This window comes from Thermoflexus sp. (assembly GCF_034432235.1).
GTDB lineage: Bacteria > Chloroflexota > Anaerolineae > Thermoflexales > Thermoflexaceae > Thermoflexus.
The window spans coordinates 1-23412 of sequence record NZ_DAOUCJ010000050.1; the positions used below are offsets into that span (position 1 = coordinate 1).

Genomic DNA, 23412 nt, shown 5'->3' on the forward strand with positions numbered 1-23412 from the left:
GGGTCGCCCCTACCGGGGCACAATTATGCGGAGGCCTTCAGGAAAAAGACGTCCCGCCCGAGGAGGGCGCGGAAACCGAAACCGGATTTATGAGGCTCCGGAGGGTTTGGGCGGGGGCGCCGCCGGGGAGGGGCCGCCCATCTCCACAAAATAGGCTTCGCATGCCCGATCGATGAGCTCCTTGTTCAGCGTTGGGGGCACGTTGAAATACGCCGCGATGTCCTGAATGTGGGCCAGGAGATCCCGGGCGTGAACCGCCCGCAGCGGCCGCCGGCGTTTGACATACCATTCCTGCAGCAGATAAACCAGCGCCTGGTCATCGTAGGGGATCCCCCGGGCCTGGCATTCGCGGCGGAAGATCTCCCGGAACTCCGCTGGGCTGGGATCCGGGATCTCGATCTTGTGCCGGATGCGCCGCAGGAAGGCTTCATCCACCAGATCCCGGGGGTTCAGGTTGGTGGAGAAAAGGATCAGGGTCTCGAAGGGGATCTCGAACTTCTGGCCGGTGTGCAGTGTGAGATAGTCCACTCCTTTCTCCAGAGGGACGATCCAGCGGTTGAGGAGATCGCGGGGGCGCACCTGCTGACGGCCGAAATCATCGATCAGGAAGACCCCGCCGTTGGCCTTCATCTGAAGCGGCGCCTCATAGTAACGGCTCACTTCATTCCAGGTGAGGTCCAGCATCTCCAGGGTGAGCTCCCCGCCGCTGACGATGAAGGGCCGCCGGATGGCGATCCATCGGGCGTCCGCCGGAGCCTTCAACACGCCGGTCTGGCCGGACCGGTGGTTCGTCAGCGGCTCATGGTTCACTTCATCGAACACCTTGATGACGAAACCTCCGACTTCCACCGCATAGGGGATGAAGATGCCCCCCTGGAAGACCCGATGGCCGATGGCTTCGGCGATGGAGGTCTTCCCGTTCCCGGGCGGGCCATAGAGGAAAATGGAAGTCCCGGAGTTGATGGCGGGGCCGATCTTGTGAAACACGCGATCGTTGAGCACCAGGTGCCCAAGGGCCTGGCGCATCAGCCGGGGGGTCACCCGCGTGCCCTTATGGGATTGCCGGCGCATGGCGACCGCGTAGGCGGAGAGGGGCACTGGGGCGGGCCCGGCATACTGGCTACGATCCAGCGCCTCGCGGGCCCGATCGCGCCCCCGCGCGGTCAGCGCATATTGATAGGCCTGTTCGCCCACCCCTCGAGCCCCCTGCACCTCCACCAGCTGTTCCCGCTTGAGGAAGTCCAGGATGACCTCGGTGACCCCGGTGTAGGGAAGGCGCAGGCGCTCCGCCAGCTGCCCGCCGGTGAGATAACCGGCGTTGTAGAGGATCTTCAGGCTCAGGTCAGCCAGGAAGGCCAGGGAAAGCCCCGTCTCTTCCAGAGCGCGCGGCACCGGAGGGAGGAACGCGAATTCTCCGGGGGCCGTGGGTCTTGCGGTCGTGGACGTCTCTGTCGATGCGCTCACCGAGGCGCTCGCCATGGTCTCTCCTCCTCCTGTGGGGATCGAAACGCTGCGATGCGAAGGGCCCCGGGCCTCCATGGTTCAACAGGGCCATGATAACGGATCCCTTCCATTCTGGATCCTCCGGGGATCTTCAGCAACCTCTTCTTCTTCAGAAGACCGCGACCGCAAAGGGTGAAGATACGGAGGCGCCTCCGCTGGAACCCGAGGATCGAGCCGGCGCTGCGGGAAGTGCGGCCTTTCCCTCGGAGGGCGCGGCGAGCGTCTTATCCCATCGGGAGGCGCATGGGGAAAAGGAGATTGAGCAGGAGCCCGGCCAGGAACAGGGTGCCAGCGCGGCGGTTGAACACGAAGGCCCATGAGACATACCAGAGCGGCCACACCGGATAGCCTGGCGGCGGCTCGGCCGGGCGGGGGCGGGCATAGGTTCGCAGCACATCCCGCAGGCGCGGTAGGCCCAGCAGGGTGAGCAGCACCCACGGCCCCAGCACCCCCGTCAGCGCCAGCCCGCCCACCACCAAGTAGAAGGCCACCATCAGCCCGGCGTTCAGGGCCCTTGCCCCCCGCTCTCCCAGCAAGACCGGCAACGTATGGATCCCCTGGGCGCGGTCCTGCTCCAGTTTGTCGATGTGCTTGCCGATGAGCACGGTGGATACCAGCAGCGCATACGGGATCGACGCCAGCCAGACCCACCCCGGCATGGTCCCGGTGGTCGCGTAGAATGTGCCGCCGATCATCAACGGCCCCCACACGATGAAGACGCCCAGCTCGCCCAGGCCGATGCGCTTCAGGCGCAGGGGCGGAGCCACATAGAACACGCTGATGAACAGCCCGGCCAGGGCGAAGGCCAGGATCGGCCAGCCGCGCAGCGCCGTCAGGTAGAGGGCGATCGCGGCGTCCAGGGCGTTGACCAGCAGGATGGCCCGCCGCAGCTGGGCGCGCGTAACCAGGCCGGAAAGCACCGGATGGGGGGCATACTGGGCTCGCACATACTCCGCCGTATCCAGCCCAGTCTCCAGATCGAAGTAATCGTTGATCATGTTGTTCGCCGCGTGGGCCAGCAGCAGGCCGATGGTGGAGAGGACGAAGGGCAGGGGCTCGAACCGCCCGGACGCCGCCGCCAGCAACCCTCCAATGGCGGCGGAGATCAGGGTCATGGGGAAAACGCAACAGCGGACGATGAGCAGCCATTTCGAGACCGGATCCAGCGGGCGATCGGCCCGCAGGTTGCACGTGCGGTAGATCTCCAGCCAGTTCCGCCACATCGACCATCCTCCAGAGGATCGTCTTCTTCTTCCTGGGGAGGCGCCGGTTGCGCGCTCGCTCCTCCCCGAATAGATTGTAACCGGAGTCTATCTGAACTTTAAGGAGCTGCGCCGATGCGGATCTTCCGCTACGGATGGATCGTGGTGGGCCTGATGGCGGCGAGCTGCGCGGGGCGCGCGGCCTCGCCGGGCAGGGTTTCCCCCCATGCGATCCCCATTCCGACGCCGACCCCTGGGGAGGCCGGCCCGGCCGGGGTGTCCCTTCCGAGCCCGATGCCCACGACGACGGCCCGGCCTATCTCCACGCCGACGCCGGATCCCTACGCGGATCTCACCATCGAGGCCCTGCGTCGGCGCGCCTACGGCGGCGGTTATATCCGCCTTGAACGCGTCCTGGCGGTCACCCCCGCCTTCACCCGCACCCTGTTCACCTATCTGAGCGACGGCCTGACGATCTACGGGTTTATGAACATCCCCCAGGGCAAGGGGCCGTTCCCGGTGGTGATCGTGCTGCACGGCTACGTGGATCCCGCGCGCTATTCGACCCTGGCCTACACCACGCGCTATGCGGACGCCCTCGCCCGGGCCGGGTTCCTGGTCCTTCACCCCAACTACCGCAATTACCCGCCCTCCGACGAGGGCCCCAATATGTTTCGCGTAGGCTACGCGGTGGACGTATTGAATCTGATCGCCATGCTGCCCACGCTGCCCATGGCCCGGGCGGATGCGGTCGGCCTGTTCGGCCACTCCATGGGCGGCGGCATCGCCCTGCGGGTCCTGACGGTGAACCCGACGATCCGCGCGGCCGTGCTTTATGGCTCGATGAGCGCTGACGAGCGCAGGAACTTCGAGCGCATCCTCCAGTGGTCCGGAGGCGCCCGCGGCCGGGAGGAGCTGAGCGTTCCCGAGGAGATCCTCCGGCGGATCTCGCCCGCCTCTTACCTGCAGGATATCCGGACGCCTATCCAGATCCATCACGGCGCGTCGGACGCCACGGTGCCCCCCGAATGGTCCCGCGAGCTGTATGAGCAGCTGCGCGGCCTGGGCAAAGCTGTGGAATGGTTTGAATACCCCGGGCAGCCTCATACGTTCCCCGCCGGCAGCCCAGCGGACCGTCTGCTCCTGGAGCGATCGACCGCTTTCTTCCGGAAGCATGTGGGCCGGAACCCTTGAGGGGAGAGCCGGTAACCTTCTGGGCGGAGGAGGGTGAGAGCGTGGGACGAGCGGATCAGGGGAGCTTCGCCGGACGCTGGGTGGTGATCCCGCGGGTGCTGTGCTTCCTGTTCCGGGAGGATCAGGTGCTGCTGTTGCAGCGTTCTCCAGAAAATAAAATTTTCCCCGAGCGTTACAACGGCCTGGGCGGGCATGTGGAGCCCGGGGAGGATCTGCGCACCGCCGCCCGACGGGAGCTCGCGGAGGAGGCGGGCATCCCGGTGGAAACGCTCCGGCTGGCCGGCCTGATCACCGTGGACACCGGCGCCTCCCCGGGCGTCCTCATCGCGGTGTTCGTGGGGGAGGCCTCCGGGGAGCCAGCCGGATCGACTCCCGAGGGGACGCTGGTCTGGACGCCGATCGCTCGGGTGCTGGAGCTGCCGGTGGTGGAAGATTTCCCGGCGCTCTGGCCCCGGGTGCTGCGCTTCCGGGAGACCGGCGAGCCCTTCTTCCTGAGCTACGCGTATGATGCGCAGGACCATCTGATCGTTCGGGAAGGATGAGCCGATGGCGGAGATGCAAATCCGGACGGAACGACTGGTGGAGCTGGGGCAGGCGTTGAGGCTGCTGCGGGATCCCCAGGAGATCCGCCGCACGGCCCTGGATTGGGCGCTGGCCCAGACAGGCGCGAGGGAGGGTGCGATCCTCATCCAGGAGTCCGGGGCCTGGCGCTGCGCGATCGCCCATGGCGATCCCTCATCCTGGACGCAAGGATGGGCGCTCCCGCCTGGTCAGGGATCCCGATGGATGCGGGTCGCCGATTCCGTCTGGTTTCTTCCCCTTGTGGAAAAAGAGCCCCCCGAATGGCTCGGCCTTCGGGATCCAGGGCCGGAGGCCTTGCAGGATGCGGCGGGATGGGAGGTGGCGAGGCTGCTGATCGGGATCGCCCTGGAAGCTGCCCGGGAGCGGGAGGCCCGCGGCGCCTTCTTCTCTACCGCCGTCCACGAGCTGCGCCTGCCTATGACGAGCATTAAGGGCTACACGGATCTGTTGCGGAAAGGGCTCGCCGGGCCCCTGACCGAGAACCAGCAGCGCTTCCTGGAGACCATCCGGGCGAACATCGACCGGCTGGCCGCCCTGGTGAATGATCTGCTGGAACACTCCCGCATGGAGACCGGACGCCTGCGGCTGCGGGTGGAGCCGGTCTCCCTGGAGGAGGCGCTGGAGGGCGCCCTGGGGCGAGTTCGGAAGGAGATCGAAGGGCGGAGCCATCGACTCTCCCTGGATCTACCGCGGGATCTGCCTTCGGTGGCGGCGGATCGGGAGCGGCTGGAGGGGATCCTGAGCAAGGTGCTGGACAACGCGGCGAAGTATACGCCGCCCGGCGGGGAGATCCGGGTTCGGGCGATGCACGAGGGAAGCGCGGTGGTCTGCGAAGTGGAGGACACCGGGATCGGGATTGCGCCCTCGGATCAGGCGCGGCTGTTCACCCCTTTCTGGCGCTCGGAAGACCCGCGCGTGCGAGAGGCCCCGGGCTTCGGGCTGAGCCTGGCCGTGGCGCGCGGCCTCCTGGAGGCGATGGGTGGAGCGATCGAGGTGGAGAGCGCGCCGGGCCAGGGCACCCGGGTGCGGATTCGACTGCCTGCCCAGCCATTGTAGGGAGACAGCTCGTGTTGCCTGCGGCCCTGGCTTCATACCTGCTCAACCCTGTTCACAGGCAATCGGACTCCAGCCCCAGGAAGGCTTACAAAGTTTAAAGCCGATGTTGAAGTCCCTCTTTATGTTCCGATCAACTCCGCCGGGGTCTTGCGGCCTCTCTCGGTCCGGTCAAAATCACTGTCAAAGCTTACAATGATCAGCCCATAGCGCTCAGCTATAGCATACTGGTAGGCATCATCAAAATCAAGGCTGAACTGTTGAGCGATCCTGGTTAATTCTTTCAAGTCTCCAGCAGAGAGCCTCAATAGGCGAACGCCACCATTTATCACAAGATCGTCCACAAGCCGCATAAAGACATCAAAAAGCTTGCGTCGAAATAAGACGATTCCTATGGAGTAGAGTGAAAATTCCGAGATGCTGAGTCTTGGCTGCTGAACTGACCGCAAAAATTTCTCAACATCATCCGCACGGTCCTGATCAAGGAGATACATCAATCCCCCCACCACTCAGCAATCTTGTGCTGGAGCTCAACAGAAGTGTATTGATCTCGCAGATCCCGCAACGCTCCCTTCCAGTCAAGTTTCAACTCTGTTTTGGGACCAGCAACCCGCCTCTCCAGCAGGAACTCCACGAAGTCCCGCACCTCCTGCAGGAGTTCCGGAGGCAATTGGTCAATCAATTCCTTCAGGTCCTGAGCAGCATGCATCGCTCAACCTCCTGGAAATCTGGCTGGAGTGCGGTGCCTAGGCACCGCACTCCAAGGAAGCCCCGCTCGATAAGCCGGACCAAGGTCTGGGGCGGGAGCACGCACGAAGGGCGGGGAAGGCCAAAGACCCGAGCCAATCGGCTATGAGGCCTATCCGCTGCCGGCATCACTCAGCTCTTTTGATAATGATACTCCTCACCGCTAGCCCGACCAAAGCACAGCCAATCCTTCAGGGCTTTTCAAGGCTCTAACAGAAGGGAGATCATCCAGGATAAGCTCCTGCCGAGCCTTGCGACGATATCCCGCTGTCTCACGATGGGCGGGCCGCTTCCACCAGCCAGCGGAACGGCCACAGATGCCGGGGATCGTCTTCCACCAGCAGCTCAGGGTGCCATTGCACTGCCAGGGCCCGGATGGCATCGGGAGCCCATATGAACGCTTCGACCACCCCATCCGGGGCCTCCGCGATCGGCTGGAGGGCGGGCGGACAATCCGCCCGGCGGCGGATCCCCTGGTGATGATAGGAGTTGACCTCCAGGACCTCGCCGATCCCGTGGGCGCGGAGGAGATCCCGCAAGGCGGGCGGGGGCTCCAGGCGCACCGGGTGGGCCCGGGCAGGCGGAGGGGCGTCGCTGTCGTGGGTCAGCTCCGTGACATCGGGGAGATGCTGGCAGAGCACAGCGCCGAAGGCCACCGCCAGCACCTGCGAGCCCCGGCAAATCCCCAGGATCGGCTTCCCCTGTGCCCGCGCGACCTCCACCAGGGCGAACTCGAAGGCGTCCCGGAGTGGATCCACGGGTCCGGTTCGGGGATGGGGGGAAGCCCCATAACGCGCCGGGTCGATGTCGCAGCCTCCAGTGAGCAGGAAGCCATCCATCCGCTCCGCGAACTCGGGAGCGGCTTCCGGGAGGTTGGGGAGCATCACCGGCAAGCCTCCCGCCCGCCACACCGCCTGCAGGTAGGCGGTCTCCGTGGCGCTCTGCGCGCGACCCAGCGAACCCGATTCCCGGATGTGTTTCACCGTGACCCCGATCCATGGCCGTCGCATGGGGTTCCTCCATGGTTTCGAAGCGCTGAATGTCAAGCCGCTGCCGGACTACAGGCCATACAGCGTTCGGGCGTTCCGTCGCAGGATGGCCTCCGCGGCCTCCTCGGCCTCTGTGGCGGTGAGATCCCCTGCGCGGATGGTTTCCTCCAGCACCTCCCCCAGGATGCGCCGTCCCCAGCGCGCGCCCAGATAAAACAGCTCCGGGATCAGATGGGCGTCGGTGGAGAACATGATCTTGCTGAGAGGTGTGAATTCCAGAAAGGCACGCACCGCGAACGCCATGCCCGATCGGCTCAGGAAGGGGATCGCCAGGCCCAGGTCGACGTAAACATGAGGATAAACGGCGGCGAGATATCCCGCTTCGCGTGTGTAGGGGTAAGAGGCGTGCAGCAGCACGAAGGGCACGCGCTGGAAGCCGGGATGCTCGAGCAGCGGCCGCAGGTGAAGGGGGTTGGCCCATCGCAGATCCAGGTCCGGATCCCCGAAGCCGGTGTGGAACTGAACCGGCAACCGGAGATGGGCGGCGGCCTCCAGCGTCCGCCACACCACCCAGTCGTTCAGGGGCTTGTGGGCCAGCCGGAGGCGTTCCCCCCGCTCCGCCTGCCGACGCAGGGCCTGGAAGGCCGCCCGCGCCGCCTCCGGATCCGGGGGCTCGATGGCCAGGCCCGTCCGGTAGGCGACAATGGTCTTGAAGCCCACCACCTCGGGATCCGGTGCGTGAAGGGCCGCCCGGAAAGCCTCCTCGAACGCTTCCCAGGAAGAAAGCGCCCCCATCAACTGCTCGGCCAAGAACTCCACCCGAAGCAGCCGGCGGACCTGCGCGAAGCGGCTGTGCCAGCGGGTCGGCATGACGCGATCCGGCATGAACCCGTCGTCCAGAAGAATCGTCTCGAAGCCCGCGGCCGCGAAGCAGCGCCGGGCCACTTCCTCGAACCCCAGACGCCCGCGCGCCTCGAGGATGGCCTCCAGCCTCGGCTCGCACCCCAGGAGCTCCGCGATCTCCCGCATGCTGCGACGGAAAAAGATCGTCTCCTGCGCGTGACGGGTCACCACCTCGGCGGCATAGCCTTCCGTGAAGGCGGAAGGATAGGCGAAGTCCTTTGCGGATTCCGGCCGCAGCAGGTTGTGGGCATGCTGGTCGACGATGGGGATGGCGGAGAGATCCACCGGGCCCTCCTGGATCAGTAGCGTTCCAGAAGAATTCGCACTTCCTCTTCGTGGGGCATGTCCTTCATCGCCTCCCACTCCGCCCGTCGCACCGCGAGGTAGGAGCGGGCGAGCTCCGGCCCCAGGGCCTGCAGGAGGACCTCATCCTGCTCCAGGGCGGCGATGGCCTCCCCCAGGGTCGAGGGCAGCGGCCGGATCCCTCGAGCCGCCCGCTCGGATTCCGGCAGATCAGCGGGATCCATCTGGACCGGCTCGCCGGGGTCGAGCCCTTTCTCAAGGCCGTCCAGCCCCGCGGCGATCACCGCCCCGAGCGCCAGATAGGGATTGCAGGAGGGATCCACGGTCTTCAGCTCGATGTGGGTGATCGGCCGGCCGGCGGGAGGCTGGGGGACACGAACCGCAGCCTCCCGGTTGCCGTATCCCCAGCAGGTGAAGGCCCCGCTCCAGAAGCGCGGGCGGATCCGTTTGAAGGAATTGGGGCTGGGGGTGGTGAAGGCCATCAGGGCGGGCAGGTGCTGGAGGATCCCGGCGATGAACGCCCGGGCCTCGGCCGAAAGGGCGTCGGGACGGCGGGGGTCCGCGGTGCGGTTGCGATCGCCCCGCCACAGGCTGAAGTGGAGATGGGCGCCGCTGCCCGCTTTATCGGGGAAGATCTTGGGGACGAAGGAGGCGATCAGGCCGTGACGGCGAGCGACCGCGCGGACGGTCTCCCGGAAGACGATCTGGTTGTCGGCCGCCCGCAGGGCTTCCGCATACCGGATCGGCATCTCGAACTGGCCCGGACCGGATTCCGCGTAGATCATCTCCGGCACGATCCCCTGGGCCTCCAGGGCAGCGGTGAGCTCCTCGAGCAACAGCGCCGCGGCGTCCAGGGCGGCCGTCTGAGCGAAAACCGTCGCATCCGCCGGGAGCACCGAATCCCCCTCCCGCCGGAGCAGATAGAATTCGTTCTCGAAGGCGGCCATGATGCGCCATCCGCGACGCCCCGCCTGTTCGATCATCCGGCGGAGGAACGAGCGCGGGCAATGGGACCATGGCGCATCTCCCTCGTAGATATCCGTGAGCACCCGAGCATGGCCGGGGGCGTAGGGCAGGGGGGTGAAAGTGGACCAGTCCGCCCGCATATGGACCTCGCCGGCGGGGGTGAGCCCGGAACCGGGGGCGAGGGCGTCCATCATCACCGGGAGAGCCTGCTGAGCGGCCGCGATGCCCACCCCTGCTCCCTCCAGGTAGTCCTCCAGGAAAGCTGTGTGGACAGCCTTGGCCCGGATGAGGCCGGCGTTGTCACACCAGATGAAACGCACATAGCGGATCTGGTGGGTGCGGATCGCGGCGAGAACCTCGCTCTTCCCAGACGCCATGTTCCTGGCCTCCCTCCAGTCAGGTGGGGTGAAGCAACAACGACGAACGATCACCCGGTCCAGGGCAGGGCCAAGCCTGCCCCGGACCGGACGCCAGAGAACCTTCGCTCAGGGGGCGGGGACCTTCTGAGGGACACGCTCGGCGGCCAGGGTGAACTTCCCGCCCTTCACCTCGATCACCGTCACTCCCTTCTGCGGGATATGAGATTGGGGCGAGTAACGGATCACCCCGGTGACCGCCGGGAAGTCCCGGATGCTCTCCAGCGCCTTTTTGATCGCCTGGCCATCGGTGGAGCCGGCGCGTCGGATGGCCTCCGCCAGCACATACACGGCGTCGTAACCCAGGGCGGCGAAGACCGCCTCCGGCTCCGTCCCGTATTTCTGCTTGTAGGCGGCGACAAATTTCCGCACCCGCTCGTTCGGCGAGTCGGCGGCGAGCAGGGAGTGAGTGGTGAAGAACACGTTCTCAGCTGCGGATCCGGCCACCTGGATCAGCAAAGGAGTGTCATACCCATCACCGCCGACGATCGGCCCGGTGATGCCGGCGTTGCGGAACTGCTTCACAATGGTCCCCACATCGTCAGGCAGGGCCGCGATGTAATAGAAGGCCGGCTGCTGGGAAAGGGCCTTCACCTTGGCGATCTGGGCCGAGAAATCCTTGTCGCCGGACTGGTAGGTGTCCTCCAGCACGATGGTGCCGCCCAGCTCGGTGAAGCGCTCCTTGAAGTATTTGGCCAGCACCGTCGTGTATTCGGCCCCCTTATCCCACAGCAGATAGGCGGTCTTGCCGAACTTCTCGAAGGCGAACTCCGCCCCCACCGCGGCCTGCACGTTATCCCCGAAGGGGGCCAGGAAGAGCATATCCCCCACCTGCCCCGGCAGGCGCGGCGAGGTGGCCCCTACCGTGATGAAGGGGATCCCAGCTCGCTGGCAGATCGGGCCGGCCGCCAGGACGTAGTCCGAATCGTTGAAGCCGATGACGGCCACCACCTTATCCTGCTCGATCAGCTGGGTGACAACGGTGGCCGCCGTGGCCGGGTCCGTTTTGGTATCGCGGATCAGCAGTTCGATGGGGCGGCCCATCACACCGCCGGCGGCGTTGATCTCCTCAGCGGCCAGCCGGGCCCCATTGGCTGCCGGGACATCGATCGAGGCCATTCCGCCGGTCAGATTGAAGGGCGCGCCGATGCGGATCGGCGCGCCGCCCCCAGGCGGGGAGGCTGGAGGGACGGTCGGGGTGAGGGCAGGAGGCGGGGCCGCTGGCTGACAGGCAGCCGCCGCGAGGAGGAAAACCAGAACCGGAGCCATCCATGGACGTAGCGGGCGCATGGCTATCCCTCCTTCAATTCAGGATCTGCCTTCCGAACGCGCGGAGCTTCCAGGGCTGTTTTCCGTCGTGTGAGCCAGCGCTCCAGGCGTTCAGCGATGGCCTCGAATCGGAGCTCGTGATCGCCCAGCAACCCCTGACGGCGGAAAGTCATCAACAACATCAGCAGCACGGCCAGGCCGATCTGGCTCAGGCCGTAGAGGGGGCCGATCGTGAGGGAACCGACGGCGAGTCCCGGCTCCAGGTTTCGGAGCGCCTCCGTGGCGGCCATCACCAGCAGCGTCCCAAGGATCGATCCGGTGACGCTGCCCATCCCCCCCACGATCATCATCACGATGATCTCGAAGGTCTTGGAGAAATAAAAGGCGTTCGGAGAGAAGGCGGTGAGGAAATGGGCCCACAGCCCTCCGGCGATCCCCGTAAAAAAGGCGCTGATCCCGAAGGCGAGCAGCCGCATCTGACCGATGGACACCCCCACGCTTTTCGCGGCCCATGGATCGTCACGGGCGGCTATGAGCCGCAGGCCCAGGGGCGAATGCTTCAGGCGCCAGGCGATATAGACGTTTAAAAGGGCCCACATGGCTGCCCAGCCCATGGTGGTGAACGGAGGCACGCCCGTGAACGTGCGGGTACCCCGGGTGAAGGCCTCGGCGTTGATCAGGACCACCCGCGTGATCACCAGGAAGCCCAGGGTGGCCACAGCAACGAAGTGCCCGCTCAGCCGCAGAACCGGGATGCCGATCAGGAGGGCGACGATCGCCGCAACCAGGCCCCCCAGGATGAGCGCTGGAAGGAAGGGCAGGGCGATCGAGGCCAGCGGAGCAGGCAAATCGGGCAGATTGACCGCCTTCTGGTTAACCGGAAGCGTCAGGATGGCAGAAGCGTAGGCGCCCAGGGCCATGAAGCCGATGTGACCCAGGGAGAACACGCCGGTGAACCCGGTGAAGAGGTTCAGGCTCACCACCAGCATCAGGTTGATCAGGAACAGGATAGCGAGGCGCTGAAGGTAAGCGTTCCCCCCGCGGTCCAGCGCCAGATAGGCGCCGGTGAGCAACAACACCAGGAAACCTCGCAGCGCCCAGCTCCATTCCCGTCGGATCGAAGGGCCGATCATCTCACACCCGCTCCGCTTCCAGATAGCCCAGCACGCCGCCTGGTCGCACCAGGAGGATCAGGATCAGGATCCCATAAACCAGGGCATCCCGATAACCCACCACTCCGGCAGGCAGGAGGCCCTGGAGCGCGATCTCCAGAGCGCCCAGGAGATAGCCTCCCAGCACCGCCCCCGGGATCGTTCCGAAGCCGCCGATCACGCAGGCCACGAAGGCTTTCAGAACCGGCTCAAAACCCATCCCCGGGTTGATGGTCCCCACGTGGGCGGTCCAGAACAGAACGGCCAGGCCGGCCATAGCCGACCCGATGGCGAAGGCCAGCACCGTGACCTTCCCGATCTCGATGCCCAGGAGTTGCGCGGCCGTGGGGTTCTCCGCCGCCGCCCGCATCGCCAGGCCCAGGCGGGTCCGGGTCACAAAGAGCCCCAGCCCGCCCAGCGCGAGCAACGCCCCCCCGAACGCCCAGAGATGGATGGACGGCAGGAACAGGTTCCCGCCCGGGTGGAAGACCCGGGTAAGAACTTCGGGCATGGGGAAGGGGCGGGATCGCGGGGAGAACAACAGGATGGCCACGTTCTCCAGGAGGACCGCCACCGCGAAGGAGTTGAGCAGCAGCACCACATCCGGGGCGCCCCGCACCGGCCGGTAAGCGATCCGCTCCATGAGCACGCCCAGGGCCGCCGCGCCGGCGATGGCGCCGAGCGCCACGAGCGGGAAGGGCATCCCCTGTTGAAGCAGGAGGAGGCCGATGTAAGCGCTGGCCATCATCACCGTCCCGTGGGCGAAGTTGATCAGCCGCATCACGCCGAAGACCATAGCCAGGCCGACGGCCATCAGGGCATACTGGCTGCCCAGCCCCAGGGCGTTGATCAGCTGCTGGATCCAGAACTCCGGGGAGCTGAGGGCCTGCATCCGATCTCCCCCTTCAGCGACCGAGATAAATACGGATCAGATCCGGGTTTTCCCGCAGGCGATGGGCGGCATCCGCCAGGACCAGCCGGCCGGCCTCCAGCACGTAGGCGCGGTCAGCGATCTCCAGGGCTTTCTCCGCGTTCTGCTCGACGATCAGCATCGTCAGCCCCTGGGCCTTCAACTGCGCCAGCGCCTCAAAGACTTCCTCCACCACGCGCGGAGCCAGTCCCAGCGATGGCTCGTCCAGCAGGAGGACCTCCGGGTCGGCCATGAGGGCGCGGGCGATGGCCAGCATTTGTTGCTGGCCACCGGAGAGCAGGCCCGCCGGGTGATGCAGGCGTTCCTTCAACATCGGGAAGAGGTCGAGGGCCCGCTCCAGGTTGCGGCGTTCCCGAGCCGGATCCCGCAGCCGATAGCCACCCAGGATCAGGTTCTCCCGAACCGTCAGGTTTTTGAAAATCTGGCGGCCCTCGGGGCACTGGATGATCCCCAACCGGGCGATGGTTGCAGGAGGGCGCCCGGTGATCTCATCGCCCCGATACAGCACCTGGCCCCGCACCGGTCGCAGAAGGCCGGAGATCACCCGCAGCGTGGTGGTCTTGCCCGCCCCATTCGGCCCCAGCAGGGCCACCACTTCACCGGGCCCGAGGGTCAGGGACAGGCCGTGCAGGGCGCGGATCGCCCCGTAAGCGGCCTCGAGATTACGCAGCTCCAGAACGGCCGGGCCGTCCAAGGAAGGCCTCCAGAACCAGGGGATTGTGGCGGATCTCCTCCGGGGTCCCCTCGGCGAGCAGGGCGCCGGAGCTCAGCACGTGCAGGCGCGGGCAGAAACGCATCACCACCGGCATGTCATGGGCGACCATCACAATCGCCATCCGCCGCGCCCGGTGCAGCCGGCTCAGCAGATCGATCAGCGCCTCGCTCTCCTCCGGGTGTAGTCCGGCCGTCGGCTCATCCAGCAGGAGCAGCGAAGGTTCCAGGGCCAGGGCGCGGGCGATCTCCACCCGTCGCTGGTCTCCATAAGAGAGCGCGCTGGACGGCCGATGGGCCAGATGGGCGATCCCCATTTGCTCCATCAGCGCCATCGCCCGTTCTCGCAGCTCCCGAACCCGTCGATGCCCGGGTCCGAACCCGAAGAGCGTGGATAGCACATCCGGAGGATAGTGGGCTGTCATGGCCACCATCACGTTTTCCAGAGCCGTCAGGGAGGGGAACAACCGGATGTTCTGAAACGTGCGGGCGATCCCCAGCTTCGGGATGTAATGGGTGGGGAGGCGCGTGAGATCTCGCCCGCGGAAGCGAATGGATCCTCCATCCGGCCGGATGAAGCCGCTCAGCAGGTTGATCAGGGTCGTCTTGCCCGCACCGTTCGGCCCGATCACCCCCAGGATCTCCCCCTCCTGAAGGGTCAGCCGGTAATCCCGCAACGCCACCACCCCCTGGAACCGCTTGGTTAAGCCCTCAACCGCCAGTAAGGGGATCGGGGGGGACGAGATCCCCGTCCCTTCCCGCAGGGGGTTCCCCATCGTATGGGGCGGGACAACCGATGCCGATCCCATGGCCTGACCCTCTCGACGACTTAATGCACAAATGTGAATATATGTTCAATTTTGACTTATTGTATGGGGGTGGGGGGAATTTGTCAAGCGTCCCTCTTGAAAAACCATGGCTTTCCGATCTCCAGAAACGCACCGTTAACCCTCTCTGGGGAGAATCCCGGGGTGTCGAAAACTTGACCTTCCCGTTAACCGGAAGGTTTATCCTGGCGTTGAACGAGGTAGGGGGATGCCCTAAAAAATCCTGGAGATCAGGAGGTGCGGGATGGTCGCTTCTCTCCCCATGCGAATTGGCGGCATGCACTGCTCGCTGTGCGAATCTTCCATCCGCCGTGCTCTCTCGCGTCTCCCGGGCGCTCTGGAGGTCCATGTCAGCGTGGCGCACGGCGAGGCGCTGGTGCACTACGATCCGGAGCGGGCGCGGCCGGAGGATTTCCACCGGGCGCTAAAAGCGCTGGGCTTTACGGTGGAGCCCCCCGATGAAGCCGCAGCCCTCGCCCGGGAGGAGATGGAGCTTCGAAATGCGAGGCGGAAGGCGGGATGGGCGGGCCTCGCGCTGGCGATCGGGAGCGGCCTGATGGGCCTTCGCTTCCTCGCCGGCCCTCATCCGCTCGGGATGGCCGGGATGAGCATACTAGCTCTGGCGATGGCTCTGGGCCCGGCCCGCTTCATCATGCGCAATGGCCTTCAGGCCCTGCGCCGTCGAATCCTCAACCAGGACGTGCTGGTCTCAGCCGCGGCTTTGGCGGGCCTGATCGGCGGGGGGTTAGGCGTGCTGGATCCATCCTTTCCGGCCAGCGCCTTCCTGGGCGCCACCGTCTTCGTGCTGGCCTTCCACGTGATCGGCGGCTACTTCTCCGTTCGAGTGCATGTGCAGGCCTCCCAGGCGGTGCGCCGTTTACTTCGGCTTCAGCCCGAGGAGGCCACCCGGATCCGGCCGGATGGAAACGAGGAAACGGTTCCGGCTTCATGGCTGCGGCCCGGGGATCTCATCCGGGTGCGCCCGGGGGAACGGATCCCAGCCGATGGGATTGTGCGCGCGGGCACCTCCGCGGTCGATGAAAGCTTGCTCACGGGAGAACCCCGGCCGCGCGATCGGCTGCCTGGCGATCCGGTGATCGCCGGGTCGATCAACCAGAGCGGCGCCCTGATGGTGGAGGTGACCCGCGTGGGGGAGGAGACCTTTCTGCGCCAGATCGCCCGGCTGGTGGCGGAAGCTCGGGCGATGAAACCCGGGATCCTCCGTCTGATCGATCGGGTGCTTCTGATCTATGTCCCCGCGGTTTTCGTCGCAGCCCTGGCTGGCTTCCTGCTCTGGACCGTGGGCCCGGTGCTGACGGGAAGGGGGCCGGATCTGACCCGCGCCCTCTTCGCGCTGCTGACCGCGCTGGTGATGGGATATCCATGCGCTCTGGGCATGGCCACCCCGCTGGCGATGATCCGGACCAGCGGGGAAGCGGCCGCGCGGGGCATCCTGATGCGTTCCCCGGAGGCTTTTCACGCCCTCAAAGTCGTAAAAGCCGTTCTTCTCGATAAGACGGGAACGTTGACCGAGGGCCAGCCGGCCTTGATGGCGGCGATCCCTCTGATCGGGGATGAGCGGGAGCTGCTGCGATGGGCGGCGGAGGCGGAGCTCCCTTCGGAGCATCCTCTGGCCCGAACGATCGCGGCCGCTGCTCGTGCTCGCGGGATCCCGCTCTCCGAGCCCGAGGCCTTCGTCGCCTTCCCGGGTCGGGGCGTGATCGCGCGCGTGAGGGGCCATGAAGTCCGGGTGGGAACGATGGCTTTCCTGAATGAACAGGGGCTGGATGGGACGGCTGCCCTTCCGGCGCTGGCCGCCCAGGAGGCGAAGGGTCGGACCACCGTGCTGGTGGCGGTGGATCAAAGGGTGATGGGGATCCTGGTCTTTGGGGATCCTCTGAAGCCGGACGCTGCCGAGGCGGTGGTCGCATTGCGTCGTTTGGGCGTGGAGCCTATGCTGGTTTCCGGGGATAATCCGGGGGCCGTCCGCGCGGTCGCGGAAGCTCTGGACATCGCTCGAGCATGGGCAGGGCTCCTTCCTCAGGAGAAGATTGAGATCGTCCGGCAGCTCCAGCGTTCGGGGCTGCGGGTCGCATTCGTCGGGGATGGGATCAACGATGCGCCGGCTCTGATGCAGGCGGATATCGGTATCGCCATCGGGACGGGGACCGACATCGCCCTGGAGGCGGCGGACGTCGTGATCGTCGGAAAGCGCCTGCACGCCCTGGCGGAGGCCCTCCAGCTTGCCCAGCCCAGTTATCGGCTCGCGGCCACGAATGTGGGGCTGGCCCTGGGCTTCAACGGCATCGGCGTGCTAGCCGCCCTCACGGGGCGCGTGGATCCGATATGGGCCATGCTGGCGATGGGGCTCAGCGTCTCCACGGTGTGGCTCCGATCGGTCTCCGCCCGTTTGCTTGAATCCTGAGAGGGCTCCGAGGAGGCGCAGGGAATGCGGTCGAGGGACGGTCAGCGAACGTGGCGGATTGGTGAGCTGGCGGCGGAACTGGGGATGAACCCGCGGACGCTGCGCTATTATGAGGCGATCGGCCTGATCCCTCCACCGCGCCGGACATCCTCCGGCTACCGGCTGTATGGGAGCGCGGAGCGGGAGCGCTTGCGTTTCATCTGCAAAGCCCGGGCGATCGGGCTGAGCCTTTCTGAGATCCGGGAGATCCTGCGGCTCCGGGATGCCGGGCGAGAACCATGCGAGCATGTCATCGCCATGCTGGATCGGAAGATCGCCGACCTCGACCGGCAGATCCGGGCGCTGGAGCGCTTCCGACGCGAGCTTCAGGCGTTGCGCCGGCGAGCGGCTCGAAGGGCTCACCGCCACGGGGCGATCTGCGGGATCATTGAGCATGCCGCATGAACCTGGGGGCAGGGGAAAGAGCTTCCCCTGCCCCCTCTTCTACTCCTCCACCTCGGCGGCCACCTGGGCCAGCTCCTCCGCCGTCACCGCCTCCACGTTGTAACGGGCCAGCCCATCGCGGATGCGAGCCATCACCTCATCAAAGGACATCGTCACGATCCGCTTGCGGCGGATCGGATTCACCTGAGAAAGCACGGCCTGCTTGAGGAAGGGATAGCGGATCCCTTTCTCATGCAGGGCCTCCAGGATGGGTTCCACCAGCTGGTCAATGGTCTCAATAACCTGCGCCCGGCGCTCCCGCTCCCCGATCGCTTCCCGCATCGGCAGATCCAGGAAGCGATCGACCTTGCGCAGGATCGGCACATAGCCGGCCCCGGCGAACCGTTCTTTCCGGTCATACAGGATGCCCAGGGTGATCAGATAGGCCTCCTCAAACTGGAAGGCGAAAGTTCGTTCTGGCGCCTCTGGATGCTCCTCCCGGAGGGTTCGATACATCCGGAGGACCTCCAGCGCCTTCTCCCGGAGGTTGTGGGCCTTCTCTGTGTTGAGGCCGAGGATGTGATAGGCCACCGACGGATCCGGGATCAGGATGGCCATAATGGTCCGGGCTCCCAGCTGGGCCATCGCCTCCCGCCGGTGATTGCCGTTGGGGGTCCAGTAGCGGCCATCCGGCGTTCGGACGGCCACGATGGGGTCAATGAAGCGGCCGATCTCCCGAATGACCGATTTCAGCCGCTCCACATGGTGAGGGGAAAGATCCCGCTGGTAGGGGGTGGGCTCCACGCGATCCAGCGGCAGCTCCACCAGGAGTTGCCAGCGGCGGGCGTAGGGCTCTGGATAAGCCGCCCACACGATGCCGCCATCCGCCTCCACCTGCCGGATGAATTGCTGGATCTCCTCGGGAACTTCCCGGAACATGGCCATCCCCTCCGGCGAGGGATGCAGCGCACGACCGAATCCAGAACGCCTGAGGGCGGATGTTTCCTCTCTGGATCCAGCGAGCCGCGGAAGGAGGGATTCGATCAGGATGGGAAGCGAGATCGGCTCCCGCCAAAATTATACCAGCTTTACAAATCCCCCTCTGGAAGAGCGAGAAAGGGAATGATGGGTCACGAAAACCACTCTGAGGGCCTGGCGGGGGTTTCCAATCCGCGCCCGGCCCCGGCAGCACGCCCTTGTCCGAACCCATGTTCGGATTTCAGCCGCTTAGGAAGTGGAGCCCTTCCGCGATCCGCATTAAAATAACCGTGTGGATCCTAAACCGGGAGGTGCATCATGGCGCACACCCTTCCTCCGCTTCCATACCCCTATGATGCGCTGGAGCCTTACATTGATGCCCAGACCATGGAAATCCACCACACCCGGCATCACCAGGCTTATGTGAACAACCTCAACGCCGCCCTGGAGAAATACCCGGAGCTCCAGGACGTGCCGGTGGAAACCCTCCTGCGGAACCTTCCCAGCGTCCCCGAGGACATCCGGGAGACGGTGCGCAACAACGGCGGGGGCCACCTGAATCACAGCATGTTCTGGACCTTGATGAAACCCGGCGGGGGCGGGGAGCCCACCGGCGCTCTGGCGGAGGCGATCGCCAAGGCCTTCGGTAGCTTCGCCAACTTCAAGGACCTCTTCACCAAGGCGGCCATGGGCCGGTTCGGCAGCGGCTGGGCCTGGCTCAGCATGACGGCCTTCGGCAAGCTGGTGGTGCATTCCACCCCGAACCAGGACAACCCGGTGATGGAAGGCCTCATCCCGCTGCTGGGCCTGGACGTCTGGGAGCACGCTTACTACCTGAAATACCAGAACCGGCGGGCGGACTACGTGCAGGCCTGGTGGAACGTGGTCAACTGGGATCAGGTGGCGGCCAACTACGCCAAAGCCCTCGAAGCGATCCGTGCCGGCGCCCGGGCCTGAACTCCCATGCGAGGAAGAGGCGCCGTCCGAAGATCCGCGAGCCCGGTCCGAGAAGGCCGGGCTCGCGCTGGTTTTCCATGGCGCCCGGTTGCCGGGAGGCCCAAAGGCATGCCAGGATGAACACGAGGACGTTCGGGAGGGGTTTCGAATGGGCTACGCGCCGCTGACCCTCCAGGGGGTCGCACGGCGGATCCGGGAGGCTCTGACGGATCCCGAAGGGGGAGAAGCGGACGCCTGGCTGCCGATCCGGGAGTTCCTGGACGATTTCCGCGCCGCTGCCCCGGAGGTCCGGCAGGCCATGATCGAGGCCCGCCCGGAGCCCACCGGGGACCCCCGTTTCGACGCCTACCTGGCGGCCCTGGCCGAGCATCTGGCCATCCATCACAACCTGAGGGTCCCGGAGTGGGTTGAGGAGCCCGGGCGGTTTCTGGATCGCTGGTGGTTCCCCACCCGCTTCCGCAGCCTGCATGCGATGGCCCTGGTGGAGAGTCCGGCCTCCTTCCGGCGACGGGGGATTTTTATCGACCACACCGAATTCGAGCGCTGCTGAACCATGAACCGCGAGGAGATCCTGGACACGCTGCGGCGCCTGGCCACTTTTCTTCATGAGCGAGGCATTCAGGGTGATCTGTATCTGGTGGGTGGCGCAGCGATGGCCGTAGCCTACAACGCGCGACGGTCGACACGGGATGTCGCTGCGATCTTCGAGCCCAAAATGGAGATTTACCAGGCCGCACGTCAGGTGGCAGACGAAATGGGCTTGCCCGAAGGCTGGTTGAACGATGCGGTAAAAGGCTTCGTCGGAATGGAAAAGCCCGATCCGCAGCCGCTCCCTGTCCTGGATGAACCCGGTCTTCGCGTGATGGCTGCTTCTCCACGGCATCTTCTGGCCATGAAGCTGCTGGCAGCCCGACGGGAAGATGAAGAGGACATCCGTTACCTGCTCGATATGTTGAACATCCGGCGTCCAGCGGAGGCTTTCCGGATCCTGCTGGAGACTTACCCGGAGGCCCGGATTCCTCCGAGGGCGCGCTTTCTGGTCGAAGAGATTCTGGGACCCGAGGAGAGCCAGAATGAAAAGCCCATGTCCTGTCATCCTGAGGAGGGATAAACCATGGCTTCCCTACATGAGCTCCGCGCCCGCGGCCAGTCGGTCTGGCTGGATGAGATCCGCCGGGAATGGCTGACCCAAGGAGAGCTGGCCCGCTGGATCGAGCGCGGCGTCACCGGAGTCACCAGCAACCCGACCATTTTCGAGCGGGCCATCACCACCAGCCCGGCTTACGATGCGGCGCTCCAAGCCCATCTGGCCCGGGACCCCGAGATGGAGACGACGGCCCTCTATGAAGCCCTGGCGGTGGAGGATATCCGGATGGCCGCGGACCTCCTGCGCCCGGTTTATGAGGCGACCGGAGGGACAGATGGCTTCGTCAGCCTGGAGGTCTCGCCCCATCTGGCGCACGACACGGGGGGGACGATCGCCGAGGCCCGGCGGTTGTGGCATGCCGTGAACCGTCCGAACCTGATGATCAAGGTCCCGGCCACCCCCGCCGGCATCCCGGCGATCGAGGACCTGATCGCTGAAGGAGTGAACGTCAACGTCACCCTGATCTTCTCCCCCGCTCATTATGAGGCGGCGGCAGAGGCCTACTGGCGCGGCCTGCGGCGCCGGGCGGAAGCCGGCCGGGACCTCCGATCTGTGGCCTCGGTGGCCTCGTTCTTCGTCAGCCGCATCGATACCGCGGTGGACCGCGCGCTGGAGGCCCTGGGGACGCCGGAGGCGCGCGCCCTTCTGGGGCGGATCGCGCTCGCGGTGGCCAAACGGATCTACCGGCGCTTCCGGGAGCGTTTTCTCCCCCATGCCTTTCCGGATCTCGCCGCCCGGGGAGCCCGGGCCCAGCGGGTGCTGTGGGCCAGCACCAGCACCAAGAACCCGGCCTACTCGGATGTGAAATACGTGGAGGGATTGATCGGCCCGGATACCGTGAACACGATGCCCCTGGCGACCCTGCAGGCCTTCGAAGACCATGGTCGCGTTCCCGGGGATACCATCCTGGAGGGATGGGAAGAGGCGGAAGCGGATCTCCGCGCGCTGGACCGGCTGGGCATCGATCTGGAGGAGATCCTGGAGCGTTTGCAGGCGGAAGGGGTGGACGCTTTCCGCCGCTCTTACGAAACCCTCCTGGAGGCGCTGGAGCGCAAGCGGACAACCGTGCTCGCAACCGCTCGCCCCATCGATTGATCGGCACAATCCTCCCACGATCCTGGAGGCTCTGCGATGAAGTGGGCACAGACCGAAACCCTGCCCGGGTTCATGGCCGGCGCGCTCACGCTGCGCCCCTTCACAGGGGAGCGGGTGATGGTGGTCCGGGTGGAAGCCCCGGCCGGCGCGACCGTCCCGGCGCACTCCCATCCCCACGAGCAGATCACCCTGGTCCTCCACGGCCGTCTCCGTCTGCGGATGGCCGGCGAGGAAAAAGATCTGGGCCCCGGGGAGATCGTGCATATCCCATCCGGGGTCGAGCATGAGGTCACATTCCTGGAAGAAACCCTGGCCTTCGATGTCTTCCAGCCCCCTCGGGAGGATTTCCTGACGCTTCCCCTCTCTGAATCGGGGAGGGGAAAGGGGGGTCCTCGGACCTAACCCCCCGGCCCCCTTTCCTACGAGGGAAGGGGGAGCTTGAAAATCCCCCCTCCCCGTTTCGGGCTGTCGCCCACCTGCGGATGATCATAAAGGGGAAAAGGGGAGGGGTAAGAGGAGGAGGTCTCGACGATGGCTCCTACCTGGACTTCCGCCTACCAGCGCCTGGTGTTCCAGGAGCCCGAGCCCGGGATCCTGGAGATCATCCTTCACCGGCCCGAAGCCCTCAACGCCCTCGATGCGGTCGCCCACCGGGAGCTCACCTACGTCTGGCGGGACATCGATGCGGATCCCTCCATCCGGGTGGTCCTGGTTCGAGGATCCGGCCACGCGTTCTCTGCGGGCGGAGATTTCGCGCTGATTGAGGAGATCATGTCGGATCCCGAGGCCTGCATGCGAGTCTGGAAAGAGGCACGGGATCTGGTCTACAACATCCTCCACTGCGGCAAGCCTATCGTATCGGCGATCGAGGGGCCAGCCGTGGGGGCGGGGCTGGCCGTCGCCCTGCTGGCCGACATCTCCGTCGCCGCGCGTGGGGCGCGGCTGCTGGATGGACATGGGCGTCTGGGGGTGGCGGCGGGGGATCATGCGGTGCTGGTCTGGCCGCTGCTGATGGGGATGGCCAAAACGAAATACTATTTACTCCTCAATGAGCCCATCTCCGGGGAAGAAGCGGAGCGCCTGGGTCTGGTTTCCCTGTGTGTGGAGGATGGGAAAGCCTATGAAACGGCGCTGGAGATCGCCCGGCGCCTCGCCCGGGGGAGCGCCCCGGCGATCCGCTGGACGAAATATGCCCTCAACAACTGGTTTCGGATGGCCGGACCGATCTTCGATGTCTCCACTGCCCTGGAGTTCCTGGGCTTCCAGCTTCCGGACGCCCGGGAGGGCCTCCAGGCCCTGCGAGAAAAGCGCCCGCCCGGCTTTTCCGGAAAGGCACCGCTTTAGTATTCATCCGATTATGTTCCGGCTTGATCTACATCCCTCTCCAAAGCATGGGCAGCGAAGCAGGCGGCTTCATGGAGCCGCGCTACCCCACCGATTGTAACAGCGCATTTTTCATCTTCGGATTCCTCTGGTATAATCTATGGCCAAATAGCATGTCCATGGGTTGCAGAGATCGCTCTCAGCGGTCTCTTCAAACCATGGGATTCTCACCGAGAAGGTTTCCTACAATCCGGGCGGTGCCTTCCATGGATCGAGTCTTCGTCGCCCAGGTATCGACTTCGTCGCCTGAGGATTTG

At 65.6% G+C, this 23412-nt stretch carries 24 protein-coding genes; 11 read left to right on the forward strand and 13 right to left on the reverse strand.

Going from position 1 to position 23412, the window contains the following annotated elements; all coding sequences use genetic code 11:
• Positions 1-87: 87 nt before the first annotated feature.
• Positions 88-1479, reverse strand: coding sequence for an AAA family ATPase (locus tag VAE54_RS05755; protein WP_322800988.1), 1392 nt, complete (start codon positions 1477-1479; stop codon positions 88-90).
• A gap of 248 nt (positions 1480-1727) precedes the next feature.
• Positions 1728-2726, reverse strand: a complete 999-nt coding sequence (locus VAE54_RS05760) for a prenyltransferase (protein ID WP_322800989.1) — start codon at positions 2724-2726, stop codon at positions 1728-1730.
• 114 nt (positions 2727-2840) lie between these two features.
• Between VAE54_RS05760 and VAE54_RS05765 the strand changes: the two genes are divergently transcribed.
• From VAE54_RS05765 to VAE54_RS05775, 3 genes are read left to right on the forward strand one after another with little or no spacing between them, the layout of a single operon-like run.
• Entirely contained in the window at positions 2841-3899 is a 1059-nt protein-coding gene (locus VAE54_RS05765; RefSeq protein WP_322800990.1) for an alpha/beta hydrolase family protein, read from the forward strand.
• Between the two features lie 41 nt (positions 3900-3940).
• Positions 3941-4441, forward strand: coding sequence for an NUDIX hydrolase (locus VAE54_RS05770; protein WP_322800991.1), 501 nt, complete (start codon positions 3941-3943; stop codon positions 4439-4441).
• 4 nt (positions 4442-4445) lie between these two features.
• Positions 4446-5537 (forward strand): HAMP domain-containing sensor histidine kinase, encoded by a 1092-nt coding sequence (locus VAE54_RS05775; protein ID WP_322800992.1) that lies wholly within the window; start codon positions 4446-4448, stop codon positions 5535-5537.
• 119 nt (positions 5538-5656) lie between these two features.
• On the opposite strand, the gene VAE54_RS05780 is transcribed toward VAE54_RS05775, so the two are convergent.
• From VAE54_RS05780 to VAE54_RS05825, 10 genes are all read right to left on the reverse strand, one after another.
• On the reverse strand, positions 5657-6028 hold the full coding sequence (locus VAE54_RS05780; RefSeq protein WP_322800993.1) for a PIN domain-containing protein: 372 nt from the start codon (positions 6026-6028) through the stop codon (positions 5657-5659).
• A complete protein-coding gene (locus VAE54_RS05785; RefSeq protein ID WP_322800994.1) occupies positions 6028-6243 on the reverse strand; it encodes a DUF2281 domain-containing protein in 216 nt (71 codons plus the stop codon). The genes VAE54_RS05780 and VAE54_RS05785 overlap by 1 nt, the downstream gene beginning before the upstream one ends.
• 310 nt (positions 6244-6553) lie before the next feature.
• Complete coding sequence (locus tag VAE54_RS05790; RefSeq protein WP_322800995.1) at positions 6554-7291, reverse strand: gamma-glutamyl-gamma-aminobutyrate hydrolase family protein; 738 nt, start codon at positions 7289-7291, stop codon at positions 6554-6556.
• 48 nt (positions 7292-7339) lie between these two features.
• Complete coding sequence (locus VAE54_RS05795; RefSeq protein WP_322800996.1) at positions 7340-8458, reverse strand: amidohydrolase family protein; 1119 nt, start codon at positions 8456-8458, stop codon at positions 7340-7342.
• 14 nt (positions 8459-8472) lie between these two features.
• Positions 8473-9819, reverse strand: a complete 1347-nt coding sequence (locus tag VAE54_RS05800) for a glutamine synthetase family protein (protein ID WP_322800997.1) — start codon at positions 9817-9819, stop codon at positions 8473-8475.
• A gap of 108 nt (positions 9820-9927) precedes the next feature.
• Positions 9928-11148 (reverse strand): ABC transporter substrate-binding protein, encoded by a 1221-nt coding sequence (locus tag VAE54_RS05805; RefSeq protein WP_322800998.1) that lies wholly within the window; start codon positions 11146-11148, stop codon positions 9928-9930.
• A 2-nt stretch (positions 11149-11150) separates the two neighbouring features.
• The gene (locus VAE54_RS05810; RefSeq protein ID WP_322800999.1) at positions 11151-12260 is read right to left on the reverse strand and encodes a branched-chain amino acid ABC transporter permease; all 1110 of its coding nucleotides are present in this window, start codon (positions 12258-12260) and stop codon (positions 11151-11153) included.
• Position 12261: 1 nt separating this feature from the next.
• Positions 12262-13170 carry a branched-chain amino acid ABC transporter permease gene (locus tag VAE54_RS05815; protein WP_322801000.1) on the reverse strand — a complete coding sequence of 303 codons (909 nt, stop codon included), beginning with the start codon at positions 13168-13170 and terminating at the stop codon, positions 12262-12264.
• A 13-nt stretch (positions 13171-13183) separates the two neighbouring features.
• A complete protein-coding gene (locus VAE54_RS05820) occupies positions 13184-13903 on the reverse strand; it encodes an ABC transporter ATP-binding protein (RefSeq protein ID WP_322801001.1) in 720 nt (239 codons plus the stop codon).
• The gene (locus VAE54_RS05825) at positions 13872-14729 is read right to left on the reverse strand and encodes an ABC transporter ATP-binding protein (protein WP_322801002.1); all 858 of its coding nucleotides are present in this window, start codon (positions 14727-14729) and stop codon (positions 13872-13874) included. The genes VAE54_RS05820 and VAE54_RS05825 overlap by 32 nt, the downstream gene beginning before the upstream one ends.
• 262 nt (positions 14730-14991) lie before the next feature.
• Between VAE54_RS05825 and VAE54_RS05830 the strand changes: the two genes are divergently transcribed.
• Both VAE54_RS05830 and VAE54_RS05835 read left to right on the forward strand, forming a co-directional pair.
• Positions 14992-17172: a cation-translocating P-type ATPase gene (locus VAE54_RS05830; protein ID WP_322801003.1), complete on the forward strand. Its 2181-nt coding sequence runs from the start codon at positions 14992-14994 to the stop codon at positions 17170-17172.
• 24 nt (positions 17173-17196) lie between these two features.
• Positions 17197-17616, forward strand: a complete 420-nt coding sequence (locus VAE54_RS05835) for a heavy metal-responsive transcriptional regulator (RefSeq protein ID WP_322801004.1) — start codon at positions 17197-17199, stop codon at positions 17614-17616.
• 39 nt (positions 17617-17655) lie between these two features.
• Here the strand turns inward: VAE54_RS05835 and VAE54_RS05840 are convergent, their stop codons facing one another.
• Positions 17656-18534, reverse strand: a complete 879-nt coding sequence (locus tag VAE54_RS05840) for a ParB/RepB/Spo0J family partition protein (RefSeq protein ID WP_322801005.1) — start codon at positions 18532-18534, stop codon at positions 17656-17658.
• Positions 18535-18891: 357 nt separating this feature from the next.
• On the opposite strand from VAE54_RS05840, the gene VAE54_RS05845 reads away from it, so the two are divergent.
• The 6 genes from VAE54_RS05845 (at position 18892) to VAE54_RS05870 (ending at position 23116) form a co-directional block, all read left to right on the forward strand.
• On the forward strand, positions 18892-19530 hold the full coding sequence (locus VAE54_RS05845; RefSeq protein ID WP_322801006.1) for a superoxide dismutase: 639 nt from the start codon (positions 18892-18894) through the stop codon (positions 19528-19530).
• A 148-nt stretch (positions 19531-19678) separates the two neighbouring features.
• A complete protein-coding gene (locus VAE54_RS05850; protein WP_322801007.1) occupies positions 19679-20080 on the forward strand; it encodes a hypothetical protein in 402 nt (133 codons plus the stop codon).
• 3 nt (positions 20081-20083) lie between these two features.
• Positions 20084-20641 (forward strand): DUF6036 family nucleotidyltransferase, encoded by a 558-nt coding sequence (locus VAE54_RS05855; protein WP_322801008.1) that lies wholly within the window; start codon positions 20084-20086, stop codon positions 20639-20641.
• A gap of 3 nt (positions 20642-20644) precedes the next feature.
• The gene (tal, locus tag VAE54_RS05860) at positions 20645-21772 is read left to right on the forward strand and encodes a transaldolase (RefSeq protein WP_322801009.1); all 1128 of its coding nucleotides are present in this window, start codon (positions 20645-20647) and stop codon (positions 21770-21772) included.
• 36 nt (positions 21773-21808) lie between these two features.
• Positions 21809-22174 carry a cupin domain-containing protein gene (locus tag VAE54_RS05865; protein ID WP_322801010.1) on the forward strand — a complete coding sequence of 122 codons (366 nt, stop codon included), beginning with the start codon at positions 21809-21811 and terminating at the stop codon, positions 22172-22174.
• Positions 22175-22303: 129 nt separating this feature from the next.
• Positions 22304-23116, forward strand: coding sequence for an enoyl-CoA hydratase/isomerase family protein (locus VAE54_RS05870; RefSeq protein WP_322801011.1), 813 nt, complete (start codon positions 22304-22306; stop codon positions 23114-23116).
• Positions 23117-23412 lie beyond the last annotated feature (296 nt).